Origin of the sequence: Stenotrophomonas sp. PD6, from assembly GCF_049199305.1 — a bacterium.
GTDB lineage: Bacteria > Pseudomonadota > Gammaproteobacteria > Xanthomonadales > Xanthomonadaceae > Stenotrophomonas.
Map to the genome: position 1 here is coordinate 103,173 of NZ_JBLZQD010000003.1, position 17,422 is coordinate 120,594.

Here is a 17,422-nt window from a genome sequence, read left to right on the forward strand (position 1 = left end):
AACAACCAACGGTCGTTACCGCACCTCAACCGACCAACGCGGCCGAGGCGCGCGCCAGCTCTTCGATCCCCGCCCAATCCCGTGCCTGCAGCAACGCCCGCGTGGTCAACCACGAGCCGCCCACGCACAGCACATTGGGCAGGTGCAGGAAATCGCGCGCGGTCTGCGCGCTGATCCCGCCGGTCGGGCAGAACCGCACATCGCCGAACGGGCCATTCCACGCCGACAGCATCGCCGTGCCACCGGCCTGCACCGCCGGGAAGAACTTGAACGTGTCCAGGCCGTGTTCCAGGCCCAGCATCAGCTCGGACGAGGTCGCCACGCCCGGCAGGAACGGCAGGTCGGTATCGCGTGCGGCCGCGTACAGGCGCTGCGTGGCGCCGGGCGAGACCGCGAAGCGGCCGCCCACGGCCTTGACCCGCTCCATCTGTGCGGCGGTCAGCACGGTACCTGCGCCCACCACGGCATCGGGCACGGCCTCGACCATGGCCTGGATGGCGTCCATCGCGATCGGCGTGCGCAGCGTCACTTCGATCACCGGCAGCCCGCCGTTGAACAGGGCCTGGGCGACATGCACCGCCTCGTCCACGCTCTCGGGGGTGTACACCGGAATCACCGGGGCCAGTTTCAGGACTGCGCGTACGCGCGGATCAGCGCCGGACATCGAATCGCTCCTCGCCCGTCAGGGCCAGTACGTCAGCTTCGCTGACGGGGTTGAAATCACCGGGGATGGAATGCTTCAGGCTGGCCGCGGCCAGGCCGAAACGCACGATCGCGTCCGGTTCGAAGCCCTGCATCATGCCATGCAGGATCCCGGCGGCGAACGCGTCGCCACCGCCGATACGGTCGACGATGCCGACCATCTCGCGCGTTGGCGCGAGCGCGCGGGTGCCATCGCGGCCGAGCAGCATCGCGCCCAGCGCGTGGTGGTCCACGCTGTGCGCGGTACGCTGCGTGCACGCCATCCACTGCAGGCGCGGGAATGCGGCGAACGCCTGCGCGGCGGCGGCATCCACGCGGTCGGCCAGCTGCGCCTGCGGGAACTGACCGCCGAGCACCACGCCGATGTCGCGGTAGTCGGCAAAGGCCACGGTGGCGCAGGCGAACAGCTCACGCAGGATGCCTGGCGCGTCGCCTTCCCAGCGTGCCCACAGCGACGGCCGGAAGTTGCCGTCGAACGAGACCTTCACGCCGCGCGCGCCCGCCGCGCGCGCCGCCACCAAGGTGGCCTCGGCCATGGCCGGGTTCAGGGCCGGGCTTACGCCGGACAGGTGCAGCCAGTCGGCGCCGTGCAGCAGGGTGTCCCAGTCGTAGTCGGCGGCGTTGCCCAGCGCAAAGGCCGAATCCACGCGGTCATAGACCACTTCACTGGCGCGCTGCACCGCGCCGGTGGTGAGGAAGTACAGGCCCATGCGTCCGGCGCGGGTCTGCACGTGGGTGGTGTCCACGCCGTGCCGGCGCAGTTCGCCGGCCACGTACTGGCCCAGCGGGTTGGCCGGCAGCGTGCTGACCATGTTCACGGCGTGGCCGAAGTGGGCCAGCGATACGCCTACATTCGCCTCGGCGCCGCCGGCGTGCACCGCCAGCTGCGCCGTCTGCAGCAGCAGCTCACGGCCCGGCGCACTCATGCGCAGCAACAACTCCCCGAAACAGACAACACGACTCATGGCGATGGATCCCTTCGTGGTGGGCATGACCCGCGAGTCAACGCCCGGACAGTAATGGCTAGCGGTGTCATTCTAGCGGTGCGACGGCCTTCGTCCACCCGTCGCCCGGGTCGGAACCTATGTCCCGCAAGCATCTACGGGACATCGAAAGTCTGCTGCGGTGCAAGATGCTCGTTGCCCAACGGACTGTTAACGTCCGCCCTGACCAGCGGTGTCATTGCACTGACATGTCGCCGGATAGCTGTTTCATGTAGCACCTTGGGAGAGGGAAAACATGCAATATCGAAACATCCAGAAAAAGACACCGGTTACCTTGCTCGCCCTGTCCATCGGCCTGGCGCTGAGCGGTACCACCCTGGCGCAGGATCCGGCCCCGGCGGCCACTGACCTGGACACCGTCACCGTCACCGGCTACCGCGCCAGCGTCGAGAAGGCGCTGGACATCAAGCGCAGCGAATCGGGAGTGGTCGACGCCATCGTGGCCGAGGATATCGGCAAGTTCCCGGATCTGAACCTAGCCGAGTCGCTGCAGCGCGTGCCTGGCGTGGTCATCACCCGTGAAGCCGGCGAAGGCCGCAACATCTCGGTGCGCGGCCTGGGCCCGGATTTCACCCGCGTGCGCATCAACGGCATGGAAGCGCTGACCACCGTCGGCGCCGGCGACCAGAGCGGTGGCACCAACCGCGGCCGCGGCTTCGACTTCAACGTGTTCGCCTCGGACCTGTTCTCGCAGCTGATCGTGCGCAAGACCGCCTCGGCCGACGTCGAGGAAGGCTCGCTGGGCGCCACTGTCGACCTGCGCACCGCGCGCCCGTTCGACTACGACGGCTTCACCTTCGCCACCAGCGGCCAGGCCAGCTACAACGCCATGGCGCAGAAGGCCGACCCGCGCATCGCCGCGCTGATCTCCAACACCTGGGCCGACGGCACCTTCGGCGGCCTGTTGTCGGTGGCCTATTCCGAGCGCCAGGCGCTGGAAGAAGGCTCCAACACCGGCCGCTGGGCCAACGGCCCGAGCAACGGCAACTTCAGCGCGTCTTCGCCGTTTACGGCGGCGCGTTCGGCCAACGTCTACCACCCGCGCTTCCCGCGCTATGTGCAGATGGAACACGAGCAGAAGCGCCTGGGCGTGACCGGCACCCTGCAGTGGAAGCCCAGCGACGCCACCGAAGTCTCGCTGGACGCGCTGTATTCCAAGATCGACGCCAAGCGCGACGAGCACTACATCGAGGCCATCTCCTTCAGCCGCGGCACCAGCAGCACCCCGCGCCTGGTCGGCAAGCCGAACATGATCGTCAAGGACGGCGTGATCGAGAACAACGCGCTGGTCTACGGTGAGTTCGACAACGTCGACATCCGCACCGAGAACCGCCACGACGAGTGGAGCACCGAGTTCAAGCAGATCGCATTGAACGGCCAGCACCGCTTCGGCGATGACTTCACCTTGTCCGGCAAGGTCGGCATCTCGCGCTCCAAGCACGAGAACCCGATCCAGACCACCATCATCATGGACAAGTACGATGTGGATGGTTACAGCTACGATTACCGGGGCAACAGCCGCTTCCCGACGCTGAACTACGGCATCGACCCGACCAACCCGGCCGGCTGGGAACTGGCGGAAATCCGCCTGCGCCCGCAGTACGTGGACAACGACTTCGACACCGGGCAGGTCGACTTCAACTGGAACATCAGCCCCGGCTTCCGCCTCAAGGGCGGCATCCTGGCCAAGAACTACACCTTCAGCACCGTGGAACTGCGCCGCGCCAGCGAACTGGCCGTGCCCAACTTCCCCAACGGCACCAAGATCGTGCCGGTGGACATGACCCAGCAGGCTGGGCTGAAGGGCATCACCGGCAGCCCGGACCAGTGGGTGGTGCCGGATCTGAACGCCATTGCCAACCAGTTCGACATCTACAGCAACTCCGGCATCTTCGCCGTCGCCCCGCGCGCCAACAACGTGCGCAGCGTGGAAGAAGAAGACCGCGGCGGCTACCTGATGGGCGAGTTCTCCACCGACCTGGGCAGCATCCCGTTCTCGGGCAACTTCGGCGTGCGCTACGTCAAGACCAAACAGAGCTCCACCGGTCTTTCCACGCTGGCTACCGGCACGGTCTCCACCACGGTGGACCGTAGTTACGACGACACCCTGCCCTCGTTCAACCTGGTGGCGGAAATCAGCCCGGACTTCCTGATCCGCCTGGGCGCGGCGAAGGTGATGAGCCGTCCGGGCCTGGGCAGCCTGACCCCGGGTGCCACCGTGGCCGTGGCCGGCGGTGCGCGCACCATCTCCAGCGGCAACCCGAACCTGGATCCGATCCGCGCCACCAACGTGGACCTGGGCTTCGAGTGGTACTTCTCCGAAGGCGCCATGGCGGGTATCGGCCTGTTCTACAAGGACATCGAAAGCTTCGTGCAGACCACCCGCGAAGTGGCGCCGTACAGCGCCAGCGGTTTGCCGGCCGAGCTGCTGATCGGTACCGGCGCGTCGCCGGCCGATGACTTCACCTACACCAAGCCGGTCAACACCCCCGGCGGCGAGCTGCACGGCGTGGAAGCGAACTACATCCAGCCCTTCACCTTCCTGCCGGGCAAGTGGTCCAACCTGGGCGTGCAGTTGAACTACACCTGGGTGGAATCGCAGATCCAGTACATCAACTCCAGCGGCCAGCCGGTGATGAAGGCCGACTTGACCGGTCTGTCCAAGTCGTCCTGGAATGCCACGCTGTTCTACGAAGGCAAGGTGTTCTCCGGCCGCGTCTCGGCCACCAACCGCGATGACTACCTGACCCAGGTGCCGGGTACCGAAGCCGGCTTCAACGTGGACGGTACCCATGGCATGACCGGCACCACCTTCATCGATGCCTCGATCCGCTACGCGATCAGCGACAAGCTGGAGCTGAGCCTGGAAGGCATGAACCTGACCAACGAGGCCAGCGACGAGTGGGTGTACTCGCCGGCCACCGGTCGCCTGCCGCTGCAGTACACCGAAACCGGCCGGCAGTACATGCTGGGCGTTCGCTACAAGTTCTGATCCAACGCACTGAAGGCGGTGGCGCGAGTGATCGCGCCGCCGCTGTTGCGTCGCAAGATGTTGGGGAACCGCCGCTTTGCTAGCGTGCGTTGCGTGCAGGTCACTGCCGTGCCGATAAGCTGTCGAAAGGAACCTGCCATGCCGCTGCACGTTGTCCGTTCGCCCCGTCGCACCCGTCTTTCCGCCAGCCTGCTGTTGTTGCTGCTGGGGAGCAGCACCGGGGCCTGGGCGCAGGGCGCACCGCAGCTGCTGTTCCACGTATCGGCCGACAAAGGTTTTACGGCCGACACCGCCCACGGCGATGCGATTCCGAACTTCCAGGACAAGGTCAAACGCGTGCCCGACGGTGCGCACGGCGCCGCGATTCAATGGGAAGACGATGGCGTGCTTTCCTGGAATGCACCCGGCAACATCCAGGCCCAGCGTGGCACGCTCGGCTTCTACTGGCGCCCCCGCTATGCAGTGGGTGAAGCGCCCTTCGTGATCTTCCGGGTCGGCTATGCCGACCACAGCAGCTGGGACATGGCCTGGTTGCGCATCGACTGGAACGGACACGGCTTCGATGCGTTCGTCACCGATGCCAACCTGGCGCGTACCCGCGTGTCATTCAAGCTGGACCAGAATCCCTCGCCCCAGCAGTGGCAGCACATCGCCTTCGGCTGGGACGAAAACCATGGCGTGCGCCTGTACGTGGACGGCAAGGAGGTCGCCCGCCAGGAGACCACCGCCGACTACGATGCCGCCCTGGACCAGCTCGGCCTCGCTGGCCGGGTGATGGCTCCCTACCAGGTGCAGAGCCGCTACAACTTCCTGCGCGGCAGCGATGTCGACGAGATCCGGGTGTACGACCAGCTGCTGGACCCCGCCGGCATGGCCGCGCTGGCCGCCAACAAGGCACCCACCACCGCCGTCGCCGATACCGGCGCACTGCGCGCCTGGAACCACCGCTTCGGCTGGGACAGCGCCGCGCCGCCCGCGCTGGCCAGCCCGACCACCACCATCCGCAAGATCGAGTTCGCCGACACCAAGGACCACAAGCAGTGGATGTGGAAGGCGACCGACGGCATCGCCGAGACCACCTGGCCCGGCGTCTACAACCGCTCGCGCCTGCCCGGGCGCAACGACTACTTCCAGCTGCCCGACTGGAACACCTACGTGGAAGGCGGCCAGCAGCTCGACCTGACCCTGCCCGACGGCGAGACCGTCAACCGCATTGAAGTGCGCGGCGCCGCGTTCGGCTCGCTCACCCACACCGGCAGCACCGGCACTGCGGCAACGACGCTGCTGCAGCGCCCGCAGGGCGTGGTGCGCAGCGTGGACGACATCGCGGCGCAGACCGGCGGCGTGCTGCACTTCCGCAATGTCGCGCAGGAAACGCCGATCCAGGAGATCTGGGCCTACCAGGTCAGCGATGCCGCCGAGCCGGCCGGCACGGTGAAGCAGCGTTACCTGATCGACAGCCAGGCCCTGCCCGACTACCTCAATATCACCGCGCTGCGCGAGTACATCGACGGCCGCTACCCGGCGGCCGAGCGCAGCACGGTGATGGCGCTGCCCAAGGGCGCCGGCTCGCGCCGGCGCGGCGCGGATACATTGCCGGCCAGCCCGCTGCCGATCGTGCACGTGTTGATACCGTCCGGCGTCGGCGACGCCCCGGCCGCGCAGCCGCTGATCCGCAGCTGGGCGCACAGCTGGGAAAACATGTACGACGGCCTGGACGGCGTGGCCATCGACCTGCCTGCGCTGAACCTGCCGGCGGCGCGCGATGGGCTGATCCCGCTCAACATCCGCATCAAGGACCCGATCTGGCCGGCGCGCGACATGATCGATGTGTCGGTGTCGGTGAAGCCGAACGAGAAGCGCACGCTGTGGCTGGACCTGCGCGACCGCATCCTCACCGCCGACAGCCTGTGGATCAGCATTGCTTCGGGCGCGCCGGGCTTCAACGCCGGTTCGCTCGATGGCGCGGAGATCCGCATGGTCTACAAGGACCGTGCCGAAGCGAAGCAGGAGCATGTGGCCGACCGCTTCAACCAGGTCCGCGACAACTGGGGCTTCCTGGTGGAAGAACACACCACCTCCAAGCGCCAGCGCCTGTACGCGCGCGTCTATGCCGACCTGAGCGACCTGCTGCGGGTCGACCCGGACCATGAGCTGGGGCGGCTGTACTGGAACTACATCAGCTACAACAGCCAGGGCAAACCGCCGTTCACCCAACCCACGCCGCCGAAGGGCGTGCCGCTGTGGGCGTTCCGCCAGACCGAAGACCTCAAGTACGTGCGCCGCTTCGCGGACTGGTGGATCGACAACCGGCAGATCGCCTACGGTGACTTCGGCGGCGGCATTTCCGACGACACCGACCTCACCCAGCAGTGGCCTGGGCTGGCGCTGATGGGCGTGGAACCGGACCGGCTCAACCGCTCCCTGACCGCGCTGTCCGATGCGGTGTACCGCAACGGGATGTTCTCCAACGGGCTGAGCACCATCGAAACCGATGAGCTGCATTCCTATGAGGAGGGCATCAACGCCAACAGCGCGATGCTCTACCTCAACTGGGGCGACCCGCTGACCGTCGAACGCTTGATGGAGACGGTGAAGGCGTTCGACGAACGCATCATCCTGCCCAACCCGCAGGGTCACCTGCTGTTCTCCAGCAACTGGTTCGGCGGCAACAAGGTGTACCGCGAGCCGAACTGGCAATGGCAGAAGCCGTACTCCTTCCCGGCGCTGCACCCGGCGTTCCTGATGGGCCAGTACAACGCCGACCCGACCGGGCGCAAGCTGGTCACCGGCCTGGCCGACAGCTACCTGGCCCATGCCTACGCCGACGACAAGGGCCGGTGGACGCTGCCGAACGAGATCAACTGGGCCACCGGCAAGGTGCGCGGCGGCGAGCTCAACAACGGCTCCGGCGGCGGCGATGTCATGCACACCTTCTGGGCGGCATGGCGCTGGACGGGCGACGACAAGTACCTCAAGGCGCTGGACTACCGCGTGGTGCGCGGCGGCCCCGGCGCACTGTCGAACCTGGGCGAGAACTACGTGGAGGTACTGGGCAAGGCGGCGGCGTGGAATCCGGCGCTGATCGCCGACGCCGATGCCGGCAACACCGGCTTCTCCAGCCTGATGGCGTGGCAGGCCACCGGCGACAAGAAGTACCTCGAGGCACTGCATGCCGACGGCATCCAGGCCAAGGCGCAGCGCGAGTACATGAACACCGAGGGCCATTGGTGGTCCGACCGGGTGGAAGCCCCCAGCGAGTTCCTGCAGCGTGCGCGGCTGGGCGGCATCGCCCTCAAGCGCAACCAGAGCTGGCCGGGGCACACGGTGAGCTGGCGCTTCGTGCAGCCCGATGCGGCCGAGCAGGTCGCGTTGCTGGTGCACGCACCGTCGCCCGAGCGTTTCAAGGTGATCGCCTACAACCTGGGCACGCGCGCGGTGGACGCGCAGATGAGCACGTGGAACGTCACGGCCGGGCAATGGCGGATGACCAGCGGCGTGGACCGCGACGGCGATGATCGTATCGACGGCAAGGCTACCACCGCCGAGGTGCAGCTCGAACGCAGCGCGTCCGTCCCGCTGCGCTTCGCGCCGGGCCAGGCGCAGGTGGTCGAGTTCGAGCTGCTCAAGGCGGGCACGCCGGTGGAGCAGCGCCCGGACCTGGGCATCGGCCGTGGCGACATCCGCGTGGACGGGCGCCAGGTGCACGTGACCGTGCACAGCCTGGGCCACGTGGGCACGCCGGTGGGCGTGGCGCTGCTGGAAGATGCGAACGGGCGCGAGCTGGCCCGCATCGAGATTCCGGCGCTGGACGCGCCCACCGACCTGGTGCCGAAGACCACCACCGTGGGCCTGCCGCTGCCGGCAGGCAACCGCAGTGGGTTGCGCGTGCGGGTGATGCTGGCCGACGGTGGCGCCGAAACGACCCAGCTGAACAACACCGTGCACTTGTAGAGCCGGGCCATGCCCGGCTGCGCGTCTACCCGGCGGCCCGCTACAACGTCAGCGTACCTGTTCGTAGCGCCGGGCTCTGCCCGGCCGCCCCCTACAACGTCACCGTGCCCTCGATGCAGGTGACGCACGCCCCACCGATCCACAGCGCATCGCCGATCCGCTCCACTTGCAGCCGCCCCTCACGCCCCAACGCGGTGCCCTGGCTGATCACATACCGGTCGGGCACGGTGTCGTCCTCCAGCAGCCACCGTGCGATGCCGGCGGCGAGGCTGCCGGTGGCGGGGTCTTCCGGCGCGGCATCGCCGGCGATGAACGCACGCGACTCGAACTGCGCGCCTTTGCCATCGCGCCGCCGCCACGGCCCGAATATGCCCACCGCCAACCCGTCCAGCGCCGCGTAGTCCGGCTCCACCGCCAGCACCGCAGCGCGGTTGCGCAGCCGCAGTGCCAGCCACCCGGCGCCGTTGTCCACCCAGCGCGCACCGACCACGGCGGAGGCGCGCAGACCCAATCCGCGCGTTACGCGCGTGAGCAAAGCCGGGTCCGGTGCCTCATCGCGCAGCAGTGGCGGCGCAAGGAACGCCAGCCCGGTCGCGCTGCGCCGGATCCGCACCAGGCCGATGCCGCATTGCTGCACCACCTCCTCGCCCTGCGGCTCGCCACCATTGGCCAACCATGCATGGCAACTGCCCAGTGTCGGGTGCCCGGCAAACGGCAGCTCGCCGATGGTGGTGAAGATGTGGACCCGGTAGTCCGCCCGCGGGTCGGTGGGCGGCAGCACGAAGGTGGTTTCACTCAGGTTGGTCCAGCGCGCAAACGCGGCCATGCGCGCCTCATCCAGCCCGATCGCGTCGAGTACCACCGCCAGCGGGTTGCCGAGCAGCGGGTCGGTGCTGAAGACGTTGACCTGCTGGTAGGGATGGGTGGACACGGGGGATCTCCTGCGGGGCGTGCCGCATGCACTCCCATGATCGCGCGCGCTGCGACAGCGGTCGAGCATCACCTTACGCGTCCGCGTGTGGCCCGGCAGCGGCGCTGACGAATTCGACAGACCACACCGCATCGCCGCCGTGGTCGAACAGCACCAGGGAGAAATCCGCGCTGCCGTAGACCTCGGTCGGCAGGGCATCGGGGGGAATGCGCAGGCGCCAGGACGGCAGCGAGACCTTGGCCAGCGCACCGGCGGCAGGCAGCGCCCAGAACACGCCGCCCGCATTGCCGATGGTCACTTGAACGCGGCCGGCCTCGTCCTTGACCACGAAGTAGGCGATGTCCTCCTCGCGCGACTCGATGACGCGCCAACGCCGCGAATGGCCTGCGGGGCGAGCCGCCGATGACAGGCGGGCACGGCCTTCCGCCCCGGGATCGAGCTCAACGCAGGAACTGTCCTCGCTACCAGTGTTCACGATCCGCATGTGGGGGGCGACTCAACGCGCTGATGCACAAGGCCGCAGCCTATCTGTGCGCGCCGCCACATGGCATTGAACAAACTCCTAGATTTGACCTGCGCGTCACCGTTACGCCGCGTCTGTCTCCATTTCCTTCACCCGCCGCGCGTACCAGTCGCCGCCGTCGGGCTCGAAGACCGCGCTGCGGGTCATCTCGCCCTGGTAGACGTGCACGGAGATGGCCAGCGCGTCGTCGCTGGTGTTGCGGATGGTGTGGTACTCGTGCGGCGGGATCAGGCTGCCGGCACTGCCACAGTCGCCGATGACCGGGGGCTCGGCCTGGAAGCGGAAGCGTTCGCCGTGGCGTTCCAGCAACCGGTACTGGGTGATTTCCAGCTGGCCCAGCCAGACGCCCTCCACGCACCACAGACCGCTGTGGTCGTGCAGCGGCGTGCCCTGCCCCGGTGCCCAGCTCATCGCCACGATGCTGTAGCCATGGGCCGGGCTGCGGTACAGCTCGCGGCGGGCGTAATGGTCGCTGATCGGGCGGTGCACACAGGCCGGCAACTGGATGCGGCTGTCGGCAATCGCCTCGCGCAACGCACCGCGCAGGGTGCTGGCGATCTGTTGGGGATCGTCATGCTGGACGGCGTGATCAACGGCGGCAATCAGTCGATCGCGGCCATGGAACGGCGGGAATGGATCGAATTGGTCTTGCATGCCCCGCAGTCTAGGCCATTGCGGTGAACGAGATGTTTGATCTCAATCACTACAAATGGCTTCGCGATGGCCGAATTAGCGATCAAATTACGTACTTTGGTTGATTCTGCCTATCACTGCGGACATGTGTGTTCCCTGGCTATCGTCGCGGCACGCCATGCGTGTCCAGAACGCGGCCGGCCGTCCGTGGGACACGCATGGCGTGTCGCTACAGCGTTCCGCGCTGCACGAACGGGGCTTGCCGGTACAGCCGCCGCTCGCCGCCACGCGGGTCGTCGGCCTGGGCCGGCGTCGTGTCGAACAGCAGGGTCTGGCGCCTGGCCACGGTGTAGGGCTCCCAGCGCGGCAGCCCGCCGTGGTTGGGGTCGCCATGGCGGGCGAAGGCGATCAAGGCCTCGCTCATCAGCGCCGCCATGTGCGTCGCATCCGCGCCATCGCCGGTGCGCGAGCCCTTCGCATGCGTGGTGTCGAACACCAGCGGAATATCCAGCGTGTGGAAGGCGCCGAACCTGCCGCCGTCCAGCGGCGAGCCCCAGTCCAGCTGGTAGGCCCAGGTCGGTGCGCCCTGGCGGGCACGCGCCTCCAGTTCCTCCACCGCGCCGCGCCAGGAGCGGCCGGCGGTGGTGGCGGCGAAGAACACGTCCGACGGCGTGTACTGCGGGTAGAGCCGGCGGTACTCGGCAATCACCACAGACGGCAGCAGGTCTACGTACTGTTCCTTCTCCAGCCGTGCGGGCAGCGTGTCCCAGGTCAGGGTGAAGTTGTCCGGGTCGTTGCCCAGGAACGCACGCGTCTCATCATGGGTATTGCCGATCACCATCGGGATCTGCGCGGACTGCGCCGGCGCCTCCGGCCAGAACGGGTGCACCGGCAGTGCGCCACCGTCCAGTACCGGCCCGAAGTACAAGCCCGTGCTCTCCACCCGCGATGGATCGCGTGCGCGTGTCGCGGCCAGCAGCGCCGGCGCCGGCAGGGCAAGCAGCGCGGCGACATCGGTTGCGCCAACAGCCTCCATCGCGATGCGCGCGCGCTGGGTGGCCGCGCGCGGCCCGGAGGCGGTCACCTGCTGGCCGCTCATGGTCCACGCGCGCTGGAATAATCCGCGCGCGGCCGGCATCGCCATCAGCGTGGCGATCTTCGCGCCACCGCCAGATTGGCCGAACACGGTGATGTTGTCCGCGTCGCCGCCGAACTCATGCGCATGCGCGCGCACCCATTGCAGGGCCTGGATGAGATCCAGCTGGCCGACATTGCCCGAATCGGCGAACCGCGCATCGCCCAACTGCGCCAGGTACAGATAGCCGAACACGTTGAGCCGGTGATTGACGGTCACCACCACCACGTCGCCGCGTCGGCACAAGGCGCTGCCGTCGTACTGCGGGTCGCTGCCCGAGCCGTTGTTGTAGGCGCCGCCATGGATGTAGAACAGGATCGGTCGGCGCGCGCCATCGCGCAGCGCAGGCGTCCAGACGTTGAGGAACAGGCAGTCTTCGCTGCCCGGGCCGTCGCTGCCGCCCTGCGGTGCGGAGGCACCGTAGGCCAGCGCATCGCGCACGCCGCGCCACGGCACCTCCGGCAGGGCCGGCTGGAAGCGGCGGGGCGCGGTATCCGCGCCGTAGGCCACGCCGAGGAAACGGTGCACGCCCTGTTCGTATCGGCCGCGCAGGCGTCCACCGCGCACCCGCACCAGTGAATCGGCCGGCGCGGCGGTGGTCGAGGCGGCCGCCATTGCCGGCAGCGAACCGGCGGCCAGCAACAGGGCGTAACGCGCGCTGTCGCGCAGGAAGCGGCGGCGCTGCAGGTCGGCGGGGCGGGCGGTCATGGTGCGCTCCCCGCGCTCTGTGCCTGCATCCAGCGCAGCGCCAGCGTGGGCCATTGCGCGGTGAGGGAATCGTCCGGCAGGCGCACGCCGAAGCCATGCCCGCCGTGCGCGAACAGGTGCATCTCGCTGGGCACGCCGGCGGCCAGCAAGGCCTCGTAGTACAGCAGGCTGTTGTGCACGGAGACCACCGTATCGTCCTGCGCGTGGACCAGGAACGTGGGCGGGGTCTGCGCGTTGACCTGCGCCTGCATCGAATACTGCTGCTCCAGCGCCGGCGTCGGATGCTCGCCGAGCAACCGCGTGCGCGAGCCGCTGTGCGCGTGCCTGCCCATGTCGATCACCGGGTACACCAGCAGGGAAAAGTCCGGGCGCGCGCTGAGCGCGTCCACCGCATCGCCGCGGCCAGGCAGTGCGGTGTCGAAGCCGGTGCTCAGCCGGGCGGCGACGTGGCCACCGGCCGAGAAGCCCATGACCCCGATCCGCTTCGGGTCCAGCTGCCACTTCGCGGCATTGGCGCGGATCACCCGCAGCGCGCGCTGCGCATCGGCCAACGCGGCCTGGCGATCCTCGCGCCCGGCCGGCAGCCGGTAGCGCAGGATGAACAGGGTCACCCCGCCCTGCTCCACGAAGGCCGGCACCAGCGCGGTGCCCTCCTTGTCGAGCACGATGCGCTGGTAGCCGCCACCGGGAATGACCAGCAGGGCCGTGCCATTGGGCCGGGCCGGGCGGTAGGCGACCAGATAGGGCGCGCTGACGTTGTCGATGTAGCGGTCCGGCAGCGCCGGATCGTCGCTGCGCTCGACCACGTTGGGCACGCTGGGCCGCGCGGCTTCGCCGGGCACCTTGCCGGCGGGCCACAGCGCGATCCGGTCGGCGGCGCCGGGCGCGGGCTCGCTCTGCGGCACGGGCCGCCCGGCGGCCTGGGCAGGGGGCGGAACAACCGCGGCCAACAGGCAGCTGGTCAGCAGGGACAACAACACAGCACAGCGCATCCGCGGCAATCCTCTCGGGGGTGGGCAAACGGTAGCGTGCCGGGCCTGTGCGGGTTCTGACGCGCTGCACATTGCCAATGACACCGGTTTACCATATACAGCTCATCCAAGCGCTGTCGATGGGCAGTGCAACAAATCACCGGGAGACCCGCTTGAGCAACGATCAAGGCAAACAGGACCTGCCAGAACAAGGGTTGGGCGCCATCGCCCACGCGTTCGTCACGGCCCGCCAGCAGGGGCTGTCACTGCCAGACTTCCCCGGAAACATCCCGGATGACCTGGTCACCGCCTACCAGGTGCAGGACCAGGCCATCGCGCTGTGGGGCGACCAGGTCGTGGGCTGGAAGGTCGGCTTCATCGCCGCCGAACGCCGCGACGCCTCCGGCGACGACCGCCTGCTGGGCCCGATTTTCTCGCAGCGGCTCTGGAATGCTACCGGTGGAACAGTGGACATCCCCGTGTTCGTCGGCGGCTTCGGCGCGGTCGAGGCCGAGTACGTGATCCAGCTCCAGCAGGATGCCCCGGCGGACAAGCTGCACTGGACCGCCGAAGAGGCCGAAGCGCTGCCCGCCAAGCTGTTCATCGGCGTGGAAGTGGCCAGCAGCCCCTTGGCCACGATCAACAAGCTGGGCCCGCGCGTGGTGGTGTCGGACTTCGGCAACAACAACGGCCTGGTGCTGGGCCCGGAAATCGCGGACTGGACGCGACTGGACGATGCCGACCTGCGCGCTGAAACCCGCATAGAGGGCGAGGTGGTCGGCACCGGTGGCGCCACCCTGCTGCCGGGCGGCCTGCGCACGGCGTACGCCTTCGCGCTGGCCCGTTCGGCCCAGCGCGGGCGCCCGCTGAAGGCCGGCGACCTGATCGCCAGTGGCAATGCCACCGGTATCCATGACATTGCCGTAGGCCAACAGGCACTGATCCGTTTCGCCGGTTACGGCGACATTACCTGCAGGGCCATCGCCGCCGGGTAACCGTGCGGCCATGGCGAGTACGCTTGGGAGGGCGCAGATGATCACTCGCAGAAGTTTCCTTGCCACCAGTCTGGGCGCGCTGAGCGTGCCCGTGCTGTCGGCATGTTCGCGCACCGGCAGCGCGTCGCCCGATGGCGCGCGCCTGCTGACCGCGACCGATGTGCATGTGGCCGATTACCCCACCGTGACCGCGGTGAAGTGGATCGGCCAGCAGCTCGAAGCAAAAACCGGCGGCCGGCTGAAGCTGCGCCAGTACCATTCGGGCCAGCTGGGCCGCGAATCCGAAGCGATCGACATGGCCCGTTTCGGCGCCATCGACATCACCCGGGTGTACTCGGGGGCACTCAACAACGCCTTCCCGCTGACCCAGGCGCTGTGCCTGCCCTACGTGTTCGAATCGGTGGCGCACATGCGCCGCGCACTCGACGGTGGCGTGGCGGACACGGTGCTGCGTGGCTTCGAAAGCCGCGACCTGGTCGGCCTGGCCATCTACGATTCGGGTGCACGCTGCTTCTACAACACCAAGCACCCCATCGTGGAACCGAAGGACCTGCACGGCCTGAAGCTGCGCGTGGCCTCGTCGGACATCTTCATCCAGCTGATGCGCCTGCTGGGCGCCAACCCGACGCCGATGTCGCTGGGCGACACCTTCTCGGGCATGGAAACGCACATGATCGACGGTGCGGAAAACAACATGCGCAGCTTCCATTCCAGCCGCCACTTCGAGGCCGCGCGCTACTGGTCGCAGAGCGACCATTCGTACGCGCCGGACGTGCTGCTGATGTCGCGCCAGAGCTTCGAATCGCTCAGCCCGGAAGACCGCCAGCTGCTGCTGCAGACCGCGCGCGAATCGGTGGGCGTGATGCGCCAGCAGTGGGACGCATCCGAAAGCACCGCCCGCCAGGCGGTGGCCGATTTCGGCATTCAGTTCAACGAGGTCGACATGCCGGCCTTCCGCAAGGCCGCCGATCCGTTGCTGCAGCAGTACCTGCAGCAGCCCGAGCTGGCCGCCCTTACCCGTCGCATCCGCGACTTCGCCTGAGGCCCGCCGCGATGTCCGACACGACTTCTGAAAACGCCGTAGACCTGCGTTCGGCACCCCAGCGCGCGCTGGACCGGATCGCTGACGTGACCATCCACATCGCCGTGCTGGCCCTGCTCGGGTTGGTGGTGGTGCAGGGCTGGCAGGTGTTCGCCCGCTACGTCATCAACGATTCGCCCAGCTGGACCGAACCGGTGACGTTGCTGCTGCTGGCCACCGCGATGAGCCTGGGCGCGGCCACCGGTGTGCATACCCGCCGCCACTTCGGCTTCTTCCTGCTGGCCGCGCACATGAACCCCACCCTGCGCCGTGCGGTGGATGTGTTCGCCGCGCTGGTGGTGGGTGTACTGGGTGTGGTCATCGCCTGGTGGGCGGCCGTGCTGCTGCTGGACGGGCTGGACATCAAGACCGCCGGTGCCAACCTGCCGCAGAGCATCAACTACCTGCCGCTGTCCATTGGTGGTGCGTTGATGGCGCTGTTCGCGCTGAACCAGATGGTGCAGGCCGTGCAACCGGCTGCCGTCGACGCAGAAGGAGACCGCTGAGTCATGGGTATTACGATTCTCTTCACTGTATTTGCCGTTCTTCTCCTGCTTGGCGTGCCGGTGGCCTACGCACTGGCCGCAGCGGCGCTTGCGACGTTGTGGTATCTCGACCTGCCCACCCTGGTGCTGGTCCAGCAGATCTCCGCCGGCACCGGTTCGGCGTCGCTGATCGCCATTCCACTGTTCATCTTCGCCGGTGAAATCATGATGCGCGGCGGCATCTCCGAGCGCTTGATCTCGCTGGCCTCGTCGCTGGTGGGGCGCATGCGCGGCGGCCTGGGCCAGGTCTCGATCCTGTCCTCGCTGTTCTTCGGCGGTGTGTCCGGTTCGGCCATCGCCGACGTGTCGGCGGTCGGCGGCACGATGATTCCGCAGATGGTCAAGCGCGGCTACGACCGCGACTTCGCCGTCAACGTCAGCATCACCGCCGCGCTGGTGGCGCTGCTGGTACCGCCGTCGCACAACCTGATCCTGTTCTCGGCCGCGGCCGGCGGTGGGCTGTCGATCGCCGACCTGTTCGCGGCCGGCATCGTGCCGGCGCTGCTGATGACCGTGACCCTGATGGTCACCGGCTATGTGGTGGCGCGGCGTCGCGGCTACGGCGTGGAAGTGTTCCCGGGCTGGCGCGCGGTGCTGCTGCGCATGGTGTCCGCCCTGCCCGGCCTGGGCCTGGTGGCGCTGATCTTCGTCGGCATCCGCGCCGGCATCTTCACTGCAGTGGAGAGCGCGGCCATCGCCGTGGTGTACGCCCTGCTGGTCACCACCGTGCTGTACCGCCAGCTCAACTGGCGCGAGTTCATGGGCACGGTGACCCATGCGGCACGCAGCACCGGCGTGATCCTGTTCGTGATCGCCACTGCGGCGGTGTTCGGCTGGCTGCTGGCCTACCTGCAGGTGCCCGCTGCCGCCGTCGACTTCCTGCAATCGTTCGCGCACAGCAAGTTCATGGTGCTGCTGATGATCGTGGTGATGCTGCTGCTGCTGGGCACCTTCATGGACCTGGCGCCGATGATCCTGATCTGCACGCCGATCTTCCTGCCGGTGGCCAAGGCCTACGGGATCGACCCGATCCACTTCGGCCTGGTGCTGGTGTTGACCGGCGGCCTGGGCCTGGTCACGCCGCCGGTGGGCTCGGTGCTGTTCATCGGCACGGCGATCGGCAAGATCAGCGTGGGCGAAAGCATGCGCTCGATCTGGCCGTTCTGGTTCGCCGCGCTCACCGTGCTGTTCATCGTGACCTTCTTCCCGCAGCTGTCGCTGTGGTTGCCGGCGCTGCTGCGCGCCTGA

Annotated in this window: 13 protein-coding genes; 6 read left to right on the forward strand and 7 right to left on the reverse strand. The window is 67.9% G+C overall.

From position 1 onward, the window contains the following. Nucleotides 1-25: 25 nt before the first annotated feature. Together eda and ACOZHM_RS06270 are read right to left on the reverse strand one after the other, a co-directional pair. On the reverse strand, nt 26-664 hold the full coding sequence (gene eda / locus ACOZHM_RS06265; RefSeq protein ID WP_421568240.1) for a bifunctional 4-hydroxy-2-oxoglutarate aldolase/2-dehydro-3-deoxy-phosphogluconate aldolase: 639 nt from the start codon (nt 662-664) through the stop codon (nt 26-28). Next, nucleotides 651-1,667 (reverse strand): sugar kinase, encoded by a 1,017-nt coding sequence (locus ACOZHM_RS06270; RefSeq protein ID WP_421568241.1) that lies wholly within the window; start codon nt 1,665-1,667, stop codon nt 651-653. The genes eda and ACOZHM_RS06270 overlap by 14 nt, the downstream gene beginning before the upstream one ends. A gap of 274 nt (nt 1,668-1,941) precedes the next feature. Here ACOZHM_RS06270 and ACOZHM_RS06275 point away from each other — a divergent pair, with 274 nt between their 5' ends. After that, nucleotides 1,942-4,698: a TonB-dependent receptor gene (locus ACOZHM_RS06275; protein WP_421568243.1), complete on the forward strand. Its 2,757-nt coding sequence runs from the start codon at nt 1,942-1,944 to the stop codon at nt 4,696-4,698. 138 nt (nt 4,699-4,836) lie between these two features. Continuing rightward, on the forward strand, nt 4,837-8,652 hold the full coding sequence (locus tag ACOZHM_RS06280) for a LamG-like jellyroll fold domain-containing protein (RefSeq protein ID WP_421568244.1): 3,816 nt from the start codon (nt 4,837-4,839) through the stop codon (nt 8,650-8,652). Nucleotides 8,653-8,743: 91 nt separating this feature from the next. Here ACOZHM_RS06280 and ACOZHM_RS06285 read toward each other — a convergent pair whose 3' ends face one another. The 5 genes from ACOZHM_RS06285 to ACOZHM_RS06305 form a co-directional block, all read right to left on the reverse strand. After that, a complete protein-coding gene (locus ACOZHM_RS06285; protein WP_421568246.1) occupies nt 8,744-9,583 on the reverse strand; it encodes a PhzF family phenazine biosynthesis protein in 840 nt (279 codons plus the stop codon). A gap of 73 nt (nt 9,584-9,656) precedes the next feature. Further along, nucleotides 9,657-10,058, reverse strand: a complete 402-nt coding sequence (locus tag ACOZHM_RS06290; RefSeq protein ID WP_421568247.1) for a hypothetical protein — start codon at nt 10,056-10,058, stop codon at nt 9,657-9,659. A 111-nt stretch (nt 10,059-10,169) separates the two neighbouring features. Continuing rightward, a complete protein-coding gene (locus tag ACOZHM_RS06295) occupies nt 10,170-10,760 on the reverse strand; it encodes a cysteine dioxygenase (protein WP_421568249.1) in 591 nt (196 codons plus the stop codon). Nucleotides 10,761-10,968: 208 nt separating this feature from the next. Beyond that, nucleotides 10,969-12,582 (reverse strand): carboxylesterase/lipase family protein, encoded by a 1,614-nt coding sequence (locus tag ACOZHM_RS06300; protein WP_421568250.1) that lies wholly within the window; start codon nt 12,580-12,582, stop codon nt 10,969-10,971. Beyond that, nucleotides 12,579-13,556: an alpha/beta hydrolase gene (locus tag ACOZHM_RS06305; RefSeq protein ID WP_421568612.1), complete on the reverse strand. Its 978-nt coding sequence runs from the start codon at nt 13,554-13,556 to the stop codon at nt 12,579-12,581. Before ACOZHM_RS06305 ends, ACOZHM_RS06300 begins: the two co-directional genes overlap by 4 nt. 170 nt (nt 13,557-13,726) lie before the next feature. Here ACOZHM_RS06305 and ACOZHM_RS06310 point away from each other — a divergent pair, with 170 nt between their 5' ends. Genes ACOZHM_RS06310 through ACOZHM_RS06325 form a run of 4 tightly spaced genes read left to right on the forward strand, consistent with a single transcriptional unit; the run spans nt 13,727 to nt 17,422 of the window. Then, nucleotides 13,727-14,548 carry a 2-keto-4-pentenoate hydratase gene (locus ACOZHM_RS06310; protein WP_421568252.1) on the forward strand — a complete coding sequence of 274 codons (822 nt, stop codon included), beginning with the start codon at nt 13,727-13,729 and terminating at the stop codon, nt 14,546-14,548. 37 nt (nt 14,549-14,585) lie between these two features. Further along, entirely contained in the window at nt 14,586-15,590 is a 1,005-nt protein-coding gene (locus ACOZHM_RS06315; protein ID WP_421568253.1) for a TRAP transporter substrate-binding protein, read from the forward strand. Nucleotides 15,591-15,601: 11 nt separating this feature from the next. After that, on the forward strand, nt 15,602-16,135 hold the full coding sequence (locus ACOZHM_RS06320; RefSeq protein WP_421568254.1) for a TRAP transporter small permease: 534 nt from the start codon (nt 15,602-15,604) through the stop codon (nt 16,133-16,135). 3 nt (nt 16,136-16,138) lie between these two features. Further along, nucleotides 16,139-17,422: a TRAP transporter large permease gene (locus ACOZHM_RS06325; protein WP_421568255.1), complete on the forward strand. Its 1,284-nt coding sequence runs from the start codon at nt 16,139-16,141 to the stop codon at nt 17,420-17,422.

Bases quoted from the DNA above. Each gene is read 5' to 3' on its own strand.
- ACOZHM_RS06315 (WP_421568253.1), top strand. From the start codon at position 14,586: ATGATCACTCGCAGAAGTTTCCTTGCCACCAGTCTGGGCGCGCTGAGC.
- eda (WP_421568240.1), bottom strand. From the start codon at position 664: ATGTCCGGCGCTGATCCGCGCGTACGCGCAGTCCTGAAACTGGCCCCG.
- ACOZHM_RS06280 (WP_421568244.1), top strand. From the start codon at position 4,837: ATGCCGCTGCACGTTGTCCGTTCGCCCCGTCGCACCCGTCTTTCCGCC.
- ACOZHM_RS06300 (WP_421568250.1), bottom strand. From the start codon at position 12,582: ATGACCGCCCGCCCCGCCGACCTGCAGCGCCGCCGCTTCCTGCGCGAC.
- ACOZHM_RS06275 (WP_421568243.1), top strand. From the start codon at position 1,942: ATGCAATATCGAAACATCCAGAAAAAGACACCGGTTACCTTGCTCGCC.
- ACOZHM_RS06325 (WP_421568255.1), top strand. From the start codon at position 16,139: ATGGGTATTACGATTCTCTTCACTGTATTTGCCGTTCTTCTCCTGCTT.
- ACOZHM_RS06320 (WP_421568254.1), top strand. From the start codon at position 15,602: ATGTCCGACACGACTTCTGAAAACGCCGTAGACCTGCGTTCGGCACCC.
- ACOZHM_RS06295 (WP_421568249.1), bottom strand. From the start codon at position 10,760: ATGCAAGACCAATTCGATCCATTCCCGCCGTTCCATGGCCGCGATCGA.
- ACOZHM_RS06270 (WP_421568241.1), bottom strand. From the start codon at position 1,667: ATGAGTCGTGTTGTCTGTTTCGGGGAGTTGTTGCTGCGCATGAGTGCG.